The organism is Pseudomonas sp. GW821-FHT09E04 (assembly GCF_059416185.1).
In genome coordinates, this window is the sequence record NZ_JBWKOR010000005.1 from 193,829 (window position 1) to 207,839 (window position 14,011).

General features: G+C 61.7%; 14 protein-coding genes. 5 read left to right on the forward strand and 9 right to left on the reverse strand.

The window, feature by feature from the left end; translation table 11 throughout:
* Nucleotides 1-3: 3 nt before the first annotated feature.
* The 3 genes from AC07N4_RS19685 to AC07N4_RS19695 are packed head-to-tail and all read right to left on the reverse strand — an operon-like array spanning nt 4 to nt 3,401.
* Nucleotides 4-1,392 (reverse strand): N-acetylmuramoyl-L-alanine amidase, encoded by a 1,389-nt coding sequence (locus tag AC07N4_RS19685; RefSeq protein ID WP_425220387.1) that lies wholly within the window; start codon nt 1,390-1,392, stop codon nt 4-6.
* A gap of 51 nt (nt 1,393-1,443) precedes the next feature.
* Nucleotides 1,444-1,914: a tRNA (adenosine(37)-N6)-threonylcarbamoyltransferase complex ATPase subunit type 1 TsaE gene (gene tsaE / locus AC07N4_RS19690; protein ID WP_096819821.1), complete on the reverse strand. Its 471-nt coding sequence runs from the start codon at nt 1,912-1,914 to the stop codon at nt 1,444-1,446.
* On the reverse strand, nt 1,902-3,401 hold the full coding sequence (locus AC07N4_RS19695; protein WP_493065812.1) for an NAD(P)H-hydrate dehydratase: 1,500 nt from the start codon (nt 3,399-3,401) through the stop codon (nt 1,902-1,904). The genes tsaE and AC07N4_RS19695 overlap by 13 nt, the downstream gene beginning before the upstream one ends.
* Nucleotides 3,402-3,464: 63 nt before the next feature.
* Here AC07N4_RS19695 and queG point away from each other — a divergent pair, with 63 nt between their 5' ends.
* On the forward strand, nt 3,465-4,544 hold the full coding sequence (gene queG, locus AC07N4_RS19700; RefSeq protein ID WP_096819954.1) for a tRNA epoxyqueuosine(34) reductase QueG: 1,080 nt from the start codon (nt 3,465-3,467) through the stop codon (nt 4,542-4,544).
* On the opposite strand, the gene AC07N4_RS19705 is transcribed toward queG, so the two are convergent.
* Nucleotides 4,526-5,137, reverse strand: a complete 612-nt coding sequence (locus tag AC07N4_RS19705) for a trimeric intracellular cation channel family protein (protein WP_096819823.1) — start codon at nt 5,135-5,137, stop codon at nt 4,526-4,528. The genes queG and AC07N4_RS19705 overlap by 19 nt on opposite strands.
* Before the next feature lie 84 nt (nt 5,138-5,221).
* Complete coding sequence (orn, locus tag AC07N4_RS19710; protein ID WP_096819824.1) at nt 5,222-5,764, reverse strand: oligoribonuclease; 543 nt, start codon at nt 5,762-5,764, stop codon at nt 5,222-5,224.
* A gap of 107 nt (nt 5,765-5,871) precedes the next feature.
* Between orn and rsgA the strand changes: the two genes are divergently transcribed.
* Entirely contained in the window at nt 5,872-6,903 is a 1,032-nt protein-coding gene (gene rsgA, locus AC07N4_RS19715) for a small ribosomal subunit biogenesis GTPase RsgA (RefSeq protein WP_102620136.1), read from the forward strand.
* Nucleotides 6,904-7,007: 104 nt separating this feature from the next.
* On the opposite strand, the gene dinD is transcribed toward rsgA, so the two are convergent.
* From dinD to motA, 3 genes are all read right to left on the reverse strand, one after another.
* Nucleotides 7,008-7,859: a DNA damage-inducible protein D gene (gene dinD, locus AC07N4_RS19720; protein ID WP_493065813.1), complete on the reverse strand. Its 852-nt coding sequence runs from the start codon at nt 7,857-7,859 to the stop codon at nt 7,008-7,010.
* A gap of 166 nt (nt 7,860-8,025) precedes the next feature.
* Nucleotides 8,026-9,105: a flagellar motor protein MotB gene (gene motB, locus AC07N4_RS19725; RefSeq protein ID WP_493065814.1), complete on the reverse strand. Its 1,080-nt coding sequence runs from the start codon at nt 9,103-9,105 to the stop codon at nt 8,026-8,028.
* A gap of 3 nt (nt 9,106-9,108) precedes the next feature.
* A complete protein-coding gene (gene motA, locus AC07N4_RS19730; protein ID WP_007952169.1) occupies nt 9,109-9,960 on the reverse strand; it encodes a flagellar motor stator protein MotA in 852 nt (283 codons plus the stop codon).
* 166 nt (nt 9,961-10,126) lie between these two features.
* Here motA and AC07N4_RS19735 point away from each other — a divergent pair, with 166 nt between their 5' ends.
* The 3 genes from AC07N4_RS19735 to asd are packed head-to-tail and all read left to right on the forward strand — an operon-like array spanning nt 10,127 to nt 13,399.
* Nucleotides 10,127-11,665 carry an HDOD domain-containing protein gene (locus AC07N4_RS19735; protein WP_192559625.1) on the forward strand — a complete coding sequence of 513 codons (1,539 nt, stop codon included), beginning with the start codon at nt 10,127-10,129 and terminating at the stop codon, nt 11,663-11,665.
* A 39-nt stretch (nt 11,666-11,704) separates the two neighbouring features.
* On the forward strand, nt 11,705-12,520 hold the full coding sequence (locus AC07N4_RS19740) for a rhodanese-like domain-containing protein (protein WP_493065815.1): 816 nt from the start codon (nt 11,705-11,707) through the stop codon (nt 12,518-12,520).
* Nucleotides 12,521-12,538: 18 nt separating this feature from the next.
* On the forward strand, nt 12,539-13,399 hold the full coding sequence (asd, locus tag AC07N4_RS19745; protein WP_096819830.1) for an archaetidylserine decarboxylase: 861 nt from the start codon (nt 12,539-12,541) through the stop codon (nt 13,397-13,399).
* Between the two features lie 60 nt (nt 13,400-13,459).
* Here asd and AC07N4_RS19750 read toward each other — a convergent pair whose 3' ends face one another.
* Nucleotides 13,460-13,861, reverse strand: coding sequence for a lectin OAA family protein (locus tag AC07N4_RS19750; protein ID WP_096819831.1), 402 nt, complete (start codon nt 13,859-13,861; stop codon nt 13,460-13,462).
* Nucleotides 13,862-14,011 lie beyond the last annotated feature (150 nt).

The window sequence follows — 14,011 nt, forward strand, 5'->3', positions numbered from 1 at the left end:
GATTCATTCTTTGGACGCCAGTTCGGTACCAGGAATGGTCAGGTGCTGACCGACCTTCAGCTCATCGCTGCTGAGGTTGTTGGCACTGCGCAAAGTGGCTGGCGACACCTGATAACGCACGGCAATCATCGCCAGGGTTTCGCCGGGGCTGACGCGGTGATCACGCGGGCCCTGAGCGATCTTGCCCGAATCACGCAGCCAGGCAATGTAAGTGCCCGGTGGCGGGTTCTGCTGGAAGAACTGGCGCACGCCGCTGCTGATCGAACGCGCCAGCGCCTGCTGGTGGCTCGAGGCCGAGAGCTTGTTCGCTTCGTTGGCGTTGGAGATAAAGCCGGTTTCCACCAGGATCGACGGGATGTCTGGCGACTTCAGCACCATGAACCCGGCCTGCTCCACGCGTTGCTTGTGCAACGGCGTGACGCGACCAATGTTGGTCAGGACTTTCTGGCCGACGTTGAGGCTGGAGGTCAGCGAGGCGGTCATCGACAGGTCGAGCAGCACGCCGGCAAGCATCCGGTCCTTGTCATCGAGGCTGACGTTGCCGGCACCACCGATCAAGTCAGAACGGTTTTCACTGTCTGCCAGCCAGCGGGCGGTTTCCGAGGTGGCGCCACGGTCGGACAAGGCAAACACCGAAGCACCGAAGGCCGCCGCAGACGGCGCGGCGTCGGCGTGGATCGAGACGAACAGATCGGCGCCTTTCTTGCGGGCGATTTCGGTACGGCCACGCAGCGGGATGAAGTAGTCGCCGGTACGGGTCAGTTCGGCGCGGAAACCTTTCATGCCGTTGACCTGACGCTGCAACTCACGGGCGATCTGCAATACCACGTCTTTCTCGCGCTGACCGCGCGAGCCGGACGCACCCGGGTCTTCGCCACCGTGGCCGGCGTCGATTACCACAATGATGTCGCGCTTGCCGGCCGGGGCCGGAGGCAGTTTGATCGCCGGTTCTGTCGGGGTGACCGGCACGGCCGGAACGGTCGCAACTGTCGGTGTCGGCGCAGGTGTGGGTGGCGGCGGCGCGGCATCGGCCGGGTTATCGAACAAGTCGACCACCAGACGGTTGCCATACTGCGCGTTTGGCGCCAGCGAGAAACTCTTCGGAGTGACGGCTTTTTTCAGGTCGATGACCACCCGCAGGTCGGTCGGCGTACGCTGGGCCGAACGCATCGCAGTGATCGGCGTATTGGCGGTGGAGACTTTCAACGGCGCGCCGAGGGTGGCGCCATTGATGTCGATGACCAGACGGTCCGGCGACGTCAGGGTGAAAACGCTGTGCTGCACCGGACCGGTCAGGTCGAACACCAGACGCGTGTTGTCCGGCGCCCGCCACAGGCGCACGCTGTTGACCTTCGTGTCGGCCACAGCGTTGACGGTTACTGCCATCAACATCAGTCCAGCGGCAGCCACCAACGCGCGAAAGCGCATACCTAACCCCATCATTTAATTGGTTTCCAATGCCAAAGCGGCACACCAGGCCTCGCCACGCGAGCCCTGGGACAAAATAGTCAGCGAACGCCCGCTGTCTTGCGGGCTAATGGTAATGGTCAGGTCAGGCTTTGGCAAAAAGCCTGCACCTTTATCGGGCCACTCGATCAGGCACAGGGCGTCGTCTTCGAAATAGTCGCGAATGCCGAGAAACTCCAGCTCTTCCGGATCGACCAGACGATACAGATCAAAGTGGAAGGCGCGGATGTCACCGATCTCGTAGGGCTCGACCAGCGTGAAGGTCGGACTTTTCACCGCACCGACGTGCCCCAGCCCTCGAATGATGCCCCGCGACAGCGTGGTTTTACCCATGCCGAGGTTGCCTTCGAGGAAGATCAGGCCATGCCCCCCGGTCACGCGGGCGATCCGTGCGCCAAAGTCGCTCATCGCCTGTTCATCGGCCAGGTACAGGGTTACTTCAGACACGGTGCATGCTCCTCCAACAACTGACGAATGGCTGGAATCAGATCACTGGCCGCCAGCCCACGGCCGAATTTACCTTGTTGCGCTCCTGCGTTGGCGTGCAGCCAGACCGCCAGGCACGCCGCATCGAACGCATTCATGCCCTGAGCCAGCAACGCACCGACCAGACCGGCCAGCACATCGCCGAGGCCCGCAGTGGCCATGGCCGGGTGGCCTTGATGACACAACGCCAGACGCCCGTCGGGATGAGCGATCAGACTGCCGGCGCCCTTGAGCACCACCACCGCTGTATATTTTTTGCTCAAGGCCAGTACTGCCGCAGGACGATCGGCCTGCACCTCGGCGGTGCTGATCCCCAGCAAACGCGCCGCTTCACCCGGATGCGGCGTGATCACACAATCTTTGGGCAGAGTGACAAATCCGGACGCCAGCAAATTCAACGCGTCGGCATCCCACACTTGCGGCAGCGGCGCATTGGCGGCGGCCGACAGCAGTGCCCTGCCCCAACTCGCTTGCCCAAGCCCCGGACCTACTACCAGCACGGACACCTTTTCCAGCAGCCCCATCAGTTGATTGGCCGACGAAGTGCCCAACGCCATGGCTTCCGGAACCCGGCTCAACGCTGCCGGGACATGTTCCGGGCGGGTCGCCAGTGACACCATTCCGGCTCCGCTGCGCAACGCACTTTCGGTGCTGAGAAGAATCGCGCCGCCAAAGCCGTGATCGCCACCGATCAGCAGGACATGGCCAAAACGCCCCTTGTGCGCAGCCGGCAATCGAGCAGGCAGGTGCGGCAGATTACCGGCATTGAGCCGGCGGGCGGCGACGGCAATGTCACTGTAGGTTTCGGCAGGCGCTTGCAGAACGTTAAACAGCAGGTCGCCGACGTGATCCGCCGCGTCCCCGGTAAACAGGCCGAGTTTCAGCCCGATGAAGGTCACGGTCAGGTCAGCGCGCACCGCGCTGCCCAGCACCTGGCCGGTATCGGCACACAAACCGGAAGGGATATCGACCGCCACCACCGGCAGACCGCTGGCATTGATGGCTGCGATGGCAGATGCATACTGCTCGCGCACCTTACCGCTCAATCCGGTGCCGAGCAGTGCGTCGACAAGAATTCCGCGCAATTCACTGGAAGCAGTCCACGCCGCAATCGCAACGCCTTCAGCCACTGCTTCGGCATGCGCCAGGGCCGCATCGCCCTGCAAGCGTTGCGGATCGCCGACGGCCAGCACCTGCACCGTCCACCCCGCACGCCGGGCCAGCGCAGCCACCAGATAACCATCGCCGGCGTTGTTGCCGTGCCCGGCCAGCACCGTCAATTCATTCGCGGCTGGCCATTGGCGCACCAGTGCACGCCAGGTGGCATGGGCGGCACGCTGCATCAATTCGAAGCCCGGCGTGCCGGCGGCAATCAGCCGTGCGTCGAGTGCCCGCACTTGCGCGGCGCAGTACAGCGCGTCGGGTAATTGATCTTTAGTGTGCGGCATGCGTCTTCGGGCTCCGATGTCTGGCAGAATTATACGCACCTCAGCTCCGGTTTCTCTCGCCTCATGTCCGCCATCACCACAGATCTTCCCGCCCTCGCCCAATCCATCAAGGACTGGGGCCGCGAGCTGGGCTTCCAGCAAGTCGGCATCAGCGGTCTGGACCTGGCCGAGCACGAGCAGCATCTGCAACGCTGGCTCGAGGCCGGCTACCACGGCGAAATGGATTACATGGGCGCCCACGGCAGCAAACGCTCGCACCCCGAAGAGCTGGTGCCGGGCACCTTGCGCGTGGTGTCCTTGCGCATGGACTACCTGCCGGGCGACACGCAAATGGCGCAATTGCTGGCCAAACCGGAAAAGGCCTACATCTCGCGTTATGCCTTGGGCCGCGATTATCACAAATTGATCCGTAAACGCGTGCAACAACTGGCGGACAAGATTCAATCCGAAATCGGCCCGTTCGGCTTCCGCGCCTTCGTCGACAGCGCCCCGGTGCTGGAAAAAGCCATCGCCGAACAGGCGGGGCTGGGCTGGATCGGCAAAAACACCCTGGTGCTGAACCGCAAGGCCGGCAGTTACTTCTTTCTCAGCGAACTGTTCGTCGACCTGCCGTTGCCGGTGGACGAACCCCACAGCACCGAACACTGCGGGCGCTGCACCGCGTGCCTCGACATCTGCCCGACCAACGCTTTCGTCGGGCCGTATGTGCTGGATGCGCGACGCTGCATTTCCTACCTGACCATCGAACTGAAGAACGCCATCCCCGAAGACCTGCGACCGTTGATTGGCAATCGGGTGTTCGGCTGCGACGACTGCCAGATCTGCTGCCCGTGGAACCGCTTCGCCCGCCCGTCCGGCGAAAGCGATTTCAAGCCACGGCACAATCTGGACAACGCCGAACTGGCCGAGCTGTTTCTGTGGGATGAAGACAAATTCCTCAGCAGCACCGAGGGTTCGCCGCTGCGTCGCGCCGGCTATGAGCGCTGGCTGCGCAATCTGGCGGTGGGACTGGGTAACGCACCGTCGAGCATTCCGGTGCTGGAAGCGCTCAAGGCGCGGCGCGAATACCCGTCAGAACTGGTGCGTGAACATGTGGAGTGGGCGCTGAAACAGCACGCCGACCGTCAAGGCGCGTCGTTATAGACGAACTTCGGCATTTCCCAATGGAAGCGAATCGCCAACAGCCGCAATAGAAAGCCACCGAACAGGGTGATCAGAATCGCCTGCTCGCTCGGCACGTTCAGGAACAGGCACAGCATGTAGCACCACGCCGCGGCGAACGAGACGCTGGCGTAGAGTTCGCGGCGGAAGATCAGCGGGATGTCGTTGCAGAAGATGTCGCGCAGGATGCCGCCGAACACCCCGGTAATCACGCCGCTGACCGAAGCCACCAGCATGCCGTGACCCATTTCCAGCGCGGTCATGCAGCCGATCAGGGTGAACGCCACCAGACCGACCGCGTCGAGCACCAGAAACAGCGAGCGCAGATGGCGCATCCAGCGTGCCGTAAACACGGTGATCATCGCCGCGACCGTGGTCAGCACCAGGTATTCCGGGTGTTTGACCCAAGTCAGCGGGTAGTGCCCGAGCAGCACGTCGCGCACCGAACCGCCGCCCAATGCCGTGACGCAGGCGATCAGCACCACGCCGAACCAGTCCATGCCGCGACGGCCCGCAGACAGGGCGCCGGTCATGGCTTCGGCAGTAATGGCGACGAGGTAGAGCATCAGCAACATGGTGGCGATCCTGGCAGGAAGGCGCGCAGTCTACTCACTTCGCCGGGGCACCAAAAGAGGGCGCCTCGGCGTGGGTCGCCGATCTCAGAACTTGATGAAATGCTTGCGGTAGTGCTGCAGCTCGGCGATGGATTCACGGATGTCGTCCAGCGCCAGGTGAGTGCTGCCCTTTTTGAAGCTGTCGCGCACGTCCGGCGCCCAGCGCGCGGCCAGTTCCTTGAGCGTGGAAACGTCGAGGTTGCGATAGTGAAAGTAGCTTTCCAGCGACTTCATGTGGGTATAGAGGAAGCGACGATCCTGGCAGATGCTGTTGCCACAGATCGGCGACTTGCCCTTCGGCACCCACTGCTCGAGGAAGGCGATGGTTTCGGCTTCAGCCTCGGCCATGCTCACGCGACTGTCGCGCACGCGCTGGGTCAGGCCGGAGTTGCCGTGGGTGCGGGTGTTCCACTCGTCCATGCGGGCCAGCACTTCGTCGCTGTGGTGTATGGCGATCACCGGGCCTTCGGCCAAAGTATTCAGGTCACTGTCGGTGACGATGGTGGCCATTTCGATGATGACGTCGTTTTCCGGATCCAGACCGGTCATTTCCAGGTCGATCCAGATCAGATTCTGCGGGTTTTGCATATTTCGGCTCCTAGGCAATGCTGCGCAGTTTAGCCTAGGGCGGTGCCCGGGCGTGCTAAACTCGCGGCCGTTTTACCTAATCGCTGCATTCTTCAGACGGAACACCCATGGCCAAACGCCAACTCAATCGTCGTCAAAACTGGCGCATCGAAAAGATTCAGGGCGAGCGCGCCGCCCGCGCCGCCAAACGCGAGTCCTCGGCTGTCGAGGCGCTCGAAGGCGGCGATCTGGGCCCGGAACAGCACGGCCTGGTGATCGCCCACTTCGGTGTGCAGGTCGAAGTCGAGGCCGTTGACGGCGAACTGGCCGGCCAGGTTTTCCGCTGCCACCTGCGAGCCAACCTGCCCGCACTGGTGACCGGTGATCAGGTCGTGTGGCGCGCCGGCAACCAGGGCATCGGTGTGATCGTCGCGCAACTGCCGCGCACCACCGAACTGTGCCGCCCGGACAGCCGTGGCCAGCTCAAACCGGTGGCCGCCAACGTCGACATGATCGTCATCGTCTTCGCCCCGCTGCCCGAGCCCCATGCGAACCTGATCGACCGCTATCTGGTCGCGGCCGAGCACGCCGGCATCCGCCCGTTGCTGCTGCTGAACAAATTCGACCTGATCGACGAACAGAACGCCCCGGCGCTGAACGCGTTGTTGGCGGTGTACCGCACGCTGGGTTATCCGGTGCTGGAAGTGTCGGCGCATCACGGCAACGGCATGGAGCAATTGCAGAAGCAGCTCGACGGGCGCATCAGCGTGTTCGTCGGTCAGTCCGGTGTCGGCAAGTCATCCTTGGTCAACAGCCTGCTGCCCGAGGTGGAAACCCGCGTCGGCCCGTTGTCCGAACTGTCCGGCCAGGGCACCCACACCACGACCACCGCGCGCCTGTTCCACTTCCCTGGTGGCGGTGAGCTGATCGACTCCCCGGGTATCCGCGAATTCGGCCTGGGCCACGTCAGCCGAGCCGACGTCGAGGCTGGCTTCATCGAGTTCGACGACCTGCTCGGCACCTGCCGCTTCCGCGACTGCAAGCACGACCGCGAGCCAGGATGCGCCCTGCTCAAGGCCCTGGAAGATGGCCGCGTGCAACAGCAGCGAATGAACAGCTACCGCTCGATCATCGCCAGCCTGCCTGAAAACGGCTACTGAACAAGATCGCCAGCAACGCTGACTTTGGGAATGTCCCAGCCAAACAAAAGCCGCAGTCACCTGCGGCTTTTGTTTGTGGATCCACTCCAGCGACCACCTCAATATCAGTCAGCCGGTAGCTTCGGCGCCTGCTTGGCGATGCTCCTTTCCTGTGATTTAACCCGACGTTCAAGCTTGCGAATATCCTCTTCCGCAGGGAGTTCCTCGGGTTTGATACCACGCTGGTCCAGCATGTCGCGCACGCTCAAATTGTTCTGGACATGCTCGCTCGCAATAGCCGACTCACCCTGTAAATCAACCCGAAGCACATTGTGATTGGTCATCTCAGTGGCAAGATTTTTCGCAGCAATAGTCAATGTAGGCAGAAAATCAGCAAGTGGCCGACTCTTGATGATGCCGTAGCGATCTTTCATCGCTTGAGTCGTTTTCCCACCGAAAAGCGCTGCATCTCCCCGGGAGCGGATACGAGCAAACCCCTCATCATCCACGCCACGTTCATAAATATTCTGCGACAGTTCTTTTTCCGACTCGCGCAAGCGATCACGAGCATCAAAGCGGGCCAGCAGGCGCATCCGGTCTTCAATCAACTCTTGCTTGCGCGTTTGTAGCGCGAAATAGCTCTGAGCAAAGGCAATGGGCCGTTTACGCGGATCGCCATTCTGCGCAATCAAGTAACAGGCATAGCGCGTAAGCATGAAATCGTCGGTAGCTCGTTGCCCACCTTTGCCAATCTCGATCATTTTCGTAACGCCACGAAAATGATCGAGAGCATCCACACCGGTGGCTTCACACGAGGCTATTGCACGCTGGACAACGGTGAGAAAGTTTTCCCAACGTGCATAACCCAAAGGCTCCTGCAGTTCGCGAGCGAACCAGAACTCGATACCCTCGCCAGGCACCCGTTGCGCTAATTCGTCAAATTGCTGTTGCAGCAAAAAGATTGTCTGATTTTCCATCGTCACGACTCCCTGTGGTTCAGAAGGATTTGAATTCATTGCTGGCCATTTAAAGCAAAACACCCGTGTGCGCTGATCGGGGATTATCCGTGAGAGGCTGATCAAAAAAGCGCCCAGTCGTCGCCGGATACAAAAAAGCCGACATCACTGTCGGCTTTTTTGTGGGTCACTGCTTGGGCGCGGGCGCCGGTGCAGTGGCGGGTGCAGCGGGCGCCGGGGCTGGCGCCGCGCTGCCCGGCGCGGTTGGTTTCGGCGCCGCGTCGTCAAACAGGTTCAACCGTTCACGCAGCTCGTGCGCCGGCACTGGCTGCTGATCCGCCGGCAAGGCGTTCGGGTCGACCGGTGTGGCCGGGGCCGCACCGTTCTGACCTTGATCTGCCGGTTTCGACGGTTCGGTACCTTGCGAACCTTCGATGGCCGCCTGGGCCTTCTTGGTCAGCACCACGATGTCGATGCGACGGTTGACCGGGTTGAACGGGTTCTCCTTGTCGAACAGCGCCGACGAGGCGTAACCCACGACCCGCGCCACTTGCCCGTCCGGATAACTACCCGCCACCAGCGCACGCCGGGCGGCGTTGGCACGGTTGGCCGAGAGCTCCCAGTTACCGAAGTCACCGGTGCCGGTGTACGGCTTGGCGTCGGTGTGGCCGCTGATGCTGATCTTGTTCGGCACCGCTTTGATGGTGTCGGCCATGGCCAGCAGGATGTCTTCGAAGTACGGCTTCAGGCGTGCAGAACCGGAGTCGAACATCGGACGGTTCTCGGCGTCCATGATCTGGATGCGCAAGCCGTTCGGCGTGATCTCGAACAGGATCTGATCCTTGAACTTCTGCAGCTGCGGATTCTCGTCGACCTTGTTCTGCAGTTCTTGCAGCAACAGTTCCAAGCGCTCCTTCTCGACCTGTTCGGCCATGCCTTCAACCTGCTCGGTGTCGACCGTGACCTTGTCCGGCTGCGGCTGAGACTTCACTTCAGGGTTGAGGGTGTTTTCCGGCGCCAGGGTCGGCGTACCGCCCAGGTCGATGATGTACGGCGTGCCGCTCTCGGAGAAACCGACCGGGTCCTTGAAGTAACCGGCGATGGCGATCTTCTGTTCCGGGGTCGCGGTGGACAGCAGCCACAACACCAGGAAGAACGCCATCATCGCCGTCGCGAAGTCGGCGAAGGCGATCTTCCACGCCCCGCCGTGATGCCCGCCGGCGATGCGCTTGACGCGCTTGATGATTATCGGCTGGTTATTTTCCATGACTTAACGACCGCGAACGGCTTGTTCCAGCTCGGCAAAGCTTGGACGGTGAGCCGGGTACAGAACCTTGCGACCGAACTCGACAGCCAGCGATGGCGGCATGCCGGACGCCGAAGCCACCAGCGAGGCCTTGATGGCTTCGTAGACGTTCAGCTCTTCCTTGGCATCGTGCGCCAGGGAGTGCGCCAGCGGGCCGAAGAAACCGTATGCCGCGAGAATACCGAAGAAGGTACCCACGAGTGCCGCACCTACGTGCAGACCGATGGACTTCTGATCGCCTTCACCCAACGAGGCCATGGTCACCACGATACCCAGTACCGCCGCGACGATACCGAAACCCGGCATGGCGTCGGCAATGCCGTTCACCGCGTGGGACGGATGCTCGAGGTCTTCCTTGAGGCTGTACAGTTCCATGTCGAACAAGCCTTCCAGCTCGTGCGGCGCCATGTTGCCGGACGACATGATGCGCAGGTAATCGCAGATGAACGCGGTCATGCGTTCGTCTTTCAATACCGCCGGGTACTTGGCGAAGATCGGGCTCGCAGCGGCATCTTCGATGTCGCCCTCGATGGCCATCATGCCTTCACGGCGGCTCTTGTTGAGGATCTCGTAGATCAGGCCCAGCACTTCCAGATAGAACGTGTGGCTGAAACGCGAGCTGAACATGCTCAGGGATTTCTTGAGCACGTGCATCGTCATGTAACCGGGGTTGGCCTGGAGGAATGCTCCGAGTGCCGCACCACCGATGATCATCACCTCGAAAGGCTGGATCAGGGCGGCAATCTTGCCGTGGGAGAGCACGTATCCGCCGAGCACGCTCGCGAATACGACGATGATGCCGATAATTTTAGCCATAGGTAGAAAGTACTTATTTAAGTCGGGTTCAAGGTCATATTCGGAAGTTAAAAAATCTCTTCTTCTACTTATCGGCAAAACTGCGCCAGACTATAGCCAGTTCAGGCGAAAAGCCAATTTAGCCCATGCCGGGCGCGTCTACAGTCAGTGAAGATCTCGTCCAGACATGGCTAATGAAACGAACGTCCCACACGTAAAACCCACCACACTCGATGGCTGGGTGAAGCTGCTCGACGGCGTGCGCCTGCCGGTGCCGCAAGAAGCCCACGATCGTGTCTGCCGCGCCATCCGCGATAATCGCAGCTCGCTGCGCGACATCGCCGACCTGATGCAGGACAGCCCGGCGCTGGCGCTGAGCATCATTCGCGAAGCCAATCGCCACACCCAGGGCAGCATGACTGCACCGGCGGAAAACCTTGAGGTCGCGATCAATCGCCTTGGCCTCGCCCGCACCGAAGAACTGCTGGCTCGCCTGCCCGCCGAACCGCAGGCACAAATTCCCCAGGCCTTGCGCCAGATACAGATGATCAGCCAGCACGCCACGCAACAGGCCAACGGCTTTTTTGCCAGTCGCCTGGCGCGGCTGTGGCAGGACATTCATTGGGGCAGTCTGTTATTTCTGTCGCCGCTGTGGCCGCTGGCGCTGACCTTTCCCCAACTGCTCGAAGAGTGGGAAGTGCGGGTTATCCACAAGGGCGAATCGGCCCGCGACGTGGAAAAGCAATTGTTCGGCGTGCGCCTGCTGAAGATCGGTGAGGCGCTGGTCGAAGTCTGGCGATTGCCGATCTGGGTGCAGCAGGGCTATCGATTGCTGCTCACCGAGCAGCGCGAACTGGTCAAGGTTTTGCGCATCGCCCGCGATGTCGATCACCCGCTACGCCAGCAGAATCGCCTCGATGACGACCCGACCCTGCGCCACTGGCTCAATCAGCCGGCCAACACCGTGCTGCTGGCCAACGGCCTGGCGCTGTCGGCACAACAGGCCTGGGACAGTCCGCACAGCGAGCGCTGGCAATACCTGACCAGCCTCTATCTGCAAATCTCGATGGACGAGGTGCAACAACAGTTGCACCAGCAGGCCGCCAACAGCGCACGCCGGCATTCGATGCCGGATCTGTGGCACCCGGCGGTTTCCCTGTTGTGGCCGTGGGGCACCCATCGCCTGCCCGCCGGAATGCTGCCGGCCGCCGCACCCAATGCCGACGACCTCGCCAAGTGGCGCCGGCAATGCGCCGAACTGCTGGCCGAGCCGAGCCGTTTCACCAATGCCATGCACTTGACCATTGCCGCTCGCGACGCGCTGGTGGCCAGCGGCATGCGCCGGGTGATGATCCTGATGGCCGACCGCACGCAGTCCAGTCTGCGTGTGCATCAGATTTCCGGTCTGCCGAAGGAAGCCGCTGCGCTCAACTTCGTCGTCAGTCAAAGCACCGTGTTGCAACGCTTGCTCGCGCAGCAGGCACAAGTGCGGATCACCCCGGACAACAACGCCCAGTTTTCCGCCCTGCTGCCGCCCTCGCTGCGCACGCTGTTCCGAGGCGAACACCTGTTCTTGCGCTCGCTGGTCCACAACGGCCGCGTCATCATGATCGTGGTGGCCGACCAAGGTGGCGGGCCGTTCGCCGACATCACCGTGCAAGCCTTCGGCAAAACCGCGCAGTGCATCGAGAAAGCCCTGCACAGCTTTAGCCAGCGCGGCCAATGACAGCTACAATCCTTCCCCTTTGTGCTCTGGAGACCTCACATGTCTGACTTCTCTGGCCTGGCGCTGGTGATCGAGCCGAGCGACCTGCTCCCTCGCCTCGAAGCCCGCAACCTGATTCTGGTGGATCTGACCAGTGCCGCCCGCTATGCCGAGGGTCACATTCCCGGCGCACGCTTCGTCGATCCGAAGCGCACCCAGCTGGGCCAGGCACCGGCTCCGGGCCTGTTGCCGACAAAAGAAAAACTCGAAGAACTGTTTGGTGAACTGGGTCATCACAAGGACGCGGTCTACGTGGTCTATGACGACGAAGGCGGTGGCTGGGCCGGACGTTTCATCTGGCTGCTCGACGTGATCGGTCACGACAAGTACCACTACCTCGACGGCGGCCTGCCGGCGTGGCTGGCGGAAGGCTCGCCGATGTCGATCCAGATCCCTCCTGTCGTCGGCGGTCCGGTAGCCCTGACCCTGCACGACGAACCGACCGCCACCCGCGAATACCTGCAAAGCCGCCTCGGTGCCGCCGACCTGGCGATCTGGGATGCTCGCGGGCCACTGGAATACTCCGGCGAGAAAGTGCTGGCGGCCAAGGGTGGGCACATCCCCGGCGCAGTCAACTTCGAATGGACGGCAGGCATGGATCAGGTGCGCCAGCTGCGCATTCGCACCGACATGCCGCAGATCCTCGAAAGCCTCGGGATCACGAAAGACAAAGAAATCATTACTCACTGCCAGACCCATCACCGGTCCGGTTTCACTTATCTGGTGGCCAAATCCCTCGGTTATCCGCGGGTCAAGGGCTACGCCGGTTCCTGGGGCGAATGGGGCAACCACCCCGACACCCCCGTCGAGCTTTAAGGATTTTTAAGGACAGTCATGAAAGAGCGTTTGTTTATCATCAGCCAATACCTGCTGCCTCACCACTTGCTGTCGCGCCTGGCCGGCTGCATTGCCGAGTGCCGCGTGCGCTGGTTCAAGAATGCCTTCACCACCTGGTTCGCCAAGCGTTATCAGGTGGACATGTCGCTGGCGCTGGTTGAGGACGTGACCGCTTACGAGCACTTCAACGCCTTCTTCACCCGCGCTCTGAAAGACGGCGCCCGTCCTCTGGACGAGACACCGGGCGCGATCCTCAGCCCGGCCGACGGTGCGATCAGCCAGCTCGGCCCGATCGAACACGGTCGCATTTTCCAGGCTAAAGGCCACAGCTTCAGCGTGCTGGAACTGCTGGGTGGCGACGCGGCCAATGCTGCGCCGTTCATGGGCGGCGAATTCGCCACCGTTTACCTGTCGCCGAAGGACTACCACCGCGTGCACATGCCGCTGGCCGGCACCCTGCGCGAAATGGTCTACATCCCGGGCCGGATCTTCTCGGTCAACAAGACCACCGCTGAAAACGTCCCTGAGCTGTTCGCCCGCAACGAGCGCGTAGCGTGCATCTTCGACACCGAGCGCGGGCCGATGGCCGTGGTGCTGGTGGGCGCGATGATCGTGGCGTCGATTGAAACCGTGTGGGCCGGTCTGGTGACTCCACCGAAGCGCGAACTGAAAACCTTCCGCTACGACGAAGCCGCCCGTGCGCCGATTCATCTGGAAAAAGGTGCGGAACTGGGTCGCTTCAAGCTGGGTTCGACCGCGATCGTGCTGTTTGGCCCGGATCAGGTGAAATGGGTTGAAGAAATGAAAGCCGGCTCGCCGGTACAGATGGGCCAGGCCCTGGCATTGCCGAACGCCTGAACCTGTTGATCCGCCCTTTCGCACGTCTGCGAAGGGGCGGACACGACCTGGCTGGCGCCGTTACTCTATCTGCCCACGGAAGCCGATCGGCCCTTCGTTGGCGTAGGTATTGGTGCCGCTGAGGTTTTTCCCGCCGTCACTCGACGTGACACTCAACGCGATAACGTTCTGGTTATCCCGACCGCCGATCACCCATTTGCCACCTGGGTGCCACGGGGCATCGTTGCCACCCCACTGGTTCTCGACGTTGTACTGGTTCTGGCCAGTGCGCTGAGCCTTGAAGCCAATAGGGCCTTCGCCGGCGTAGGTCATGGTGCCGGTGAAGCTTTTGCCGCCGTCGCCGGACTTGATCTCGATCGCGACGACTTTCTGGTTGTCCCGCGCGCCCAGTACCCAGGTTCCACCCGGATGCCAGGGTGCCGAATTACCGCCCCATTGATTTGCCACTGCGTATTTAGACATGAACCTCATCTCCTTGAAGTTGTTCAGAGACCTGCCCGACGTGTGCGGCAAGCCGTGCAACCGTGCGTTTCCGATCGCACGCCAAAGAGCCTAGTAGCGCCTGCCGAAATGGCACCAAGCCAGCAGACCAACGGTAAAAAAGCCTGACAA

What these genes read in the sequence shown, in the direction of transcription:
- asd (WP_096819830.1), top strand. Translation starts at nt 12,539, where the DNA reads ATGAAAGAGCGTTTGTTTATCATCAGCCAATACCTGCTGCCTCACCAC.
- rsgA (WP_102620136.1), top strand. Translation starts at nt 5,872, where the DNA reads ATGGCCAAACGCCAACTCAATCGTCGTCAAAACTGGCGCATCGAAAAG.
- AC07N4_RS19685 (WP_425220387.1), bottom strand. Translation starts at nt 1,392, where the DNA reads ATGTTGATGGCAGTAACCGTCAACGCTGTGGCCGACACGAAGGTCAAC.
- AC07N4_RS19735 (WP_192559625.1), top strand. Translation starts at nt 10,127, where the DNA reads ATGGCTAATGAAACGAACGTCCCACACGTAAAACCCACCACACTCGAT.
- AC07N4_RS19705 (WP_096819823.1), bottom strand. Translation starts at nt 5,137, where the DNA reads ATGTTGCTGATGCTCTACCTCGTCGCCATTACTGCCGAAGCCATGACC.
- queG (WP_096819954.1), top strand. Translation starts at nt 3,465, where the DNA reads ATGTCCGCCATCACCACAGATCTTCCCGCCCTCGCCCAATCCATCAAG.
- AC07N4_RS19695 (WP_493065812.1), bottom strand. Translation starts at nt 3,401, where the DNA reads ATGCCGCACACTAAAGATCAATTACCCGACGCGCTGTACTGCGCCGCG.
- motA (WP_007952169.1), bottom strand. Translation starts at nt 9,960, where the DNA reads ATGGCTAAAATTATCGGCATCATCGTCGTATTCGCGAGCGTGCTCGGC.
- motB (WP_493065814.1), bottom strand. Translation starts at nt 9,105, where the DNA reads ATGGAAAATAACCAGCCGATAATCATCAAGCGCGTCAAGCGCATCGCC.
- AC07N4_RS19750 (WP_096819831.1), bottom strand. Translation starts at nt 13,861, where the DNA reads ATGTCTAAATACGCAGTGGCAAATCAATGGGGCGGTAATTCGGCACCC.
- dinD (WP_493065813.1), bottom strand. Translation starts at nt 7,859, where the DNA reads ATGGAAAATCAGACAATCTTTTTGCTGCAACAGCAATTTGACGAATTA.
- AC07N4_RS19740 (WP_493065815.1), top strand. Translation starts at nt 11,705, where the DNA reads ATGTCTGACTTCTCTGGCCTGGCGCTGGTGATCGAGCCGAGCGACCTG.
- orn (WP_096819824.1), bottom strand. Translation starts at nt 5,764, where the DNA reads ATGCAAAACCCGCAGAATCTGATCTGGATCGACCTGGAAATGACCGGT.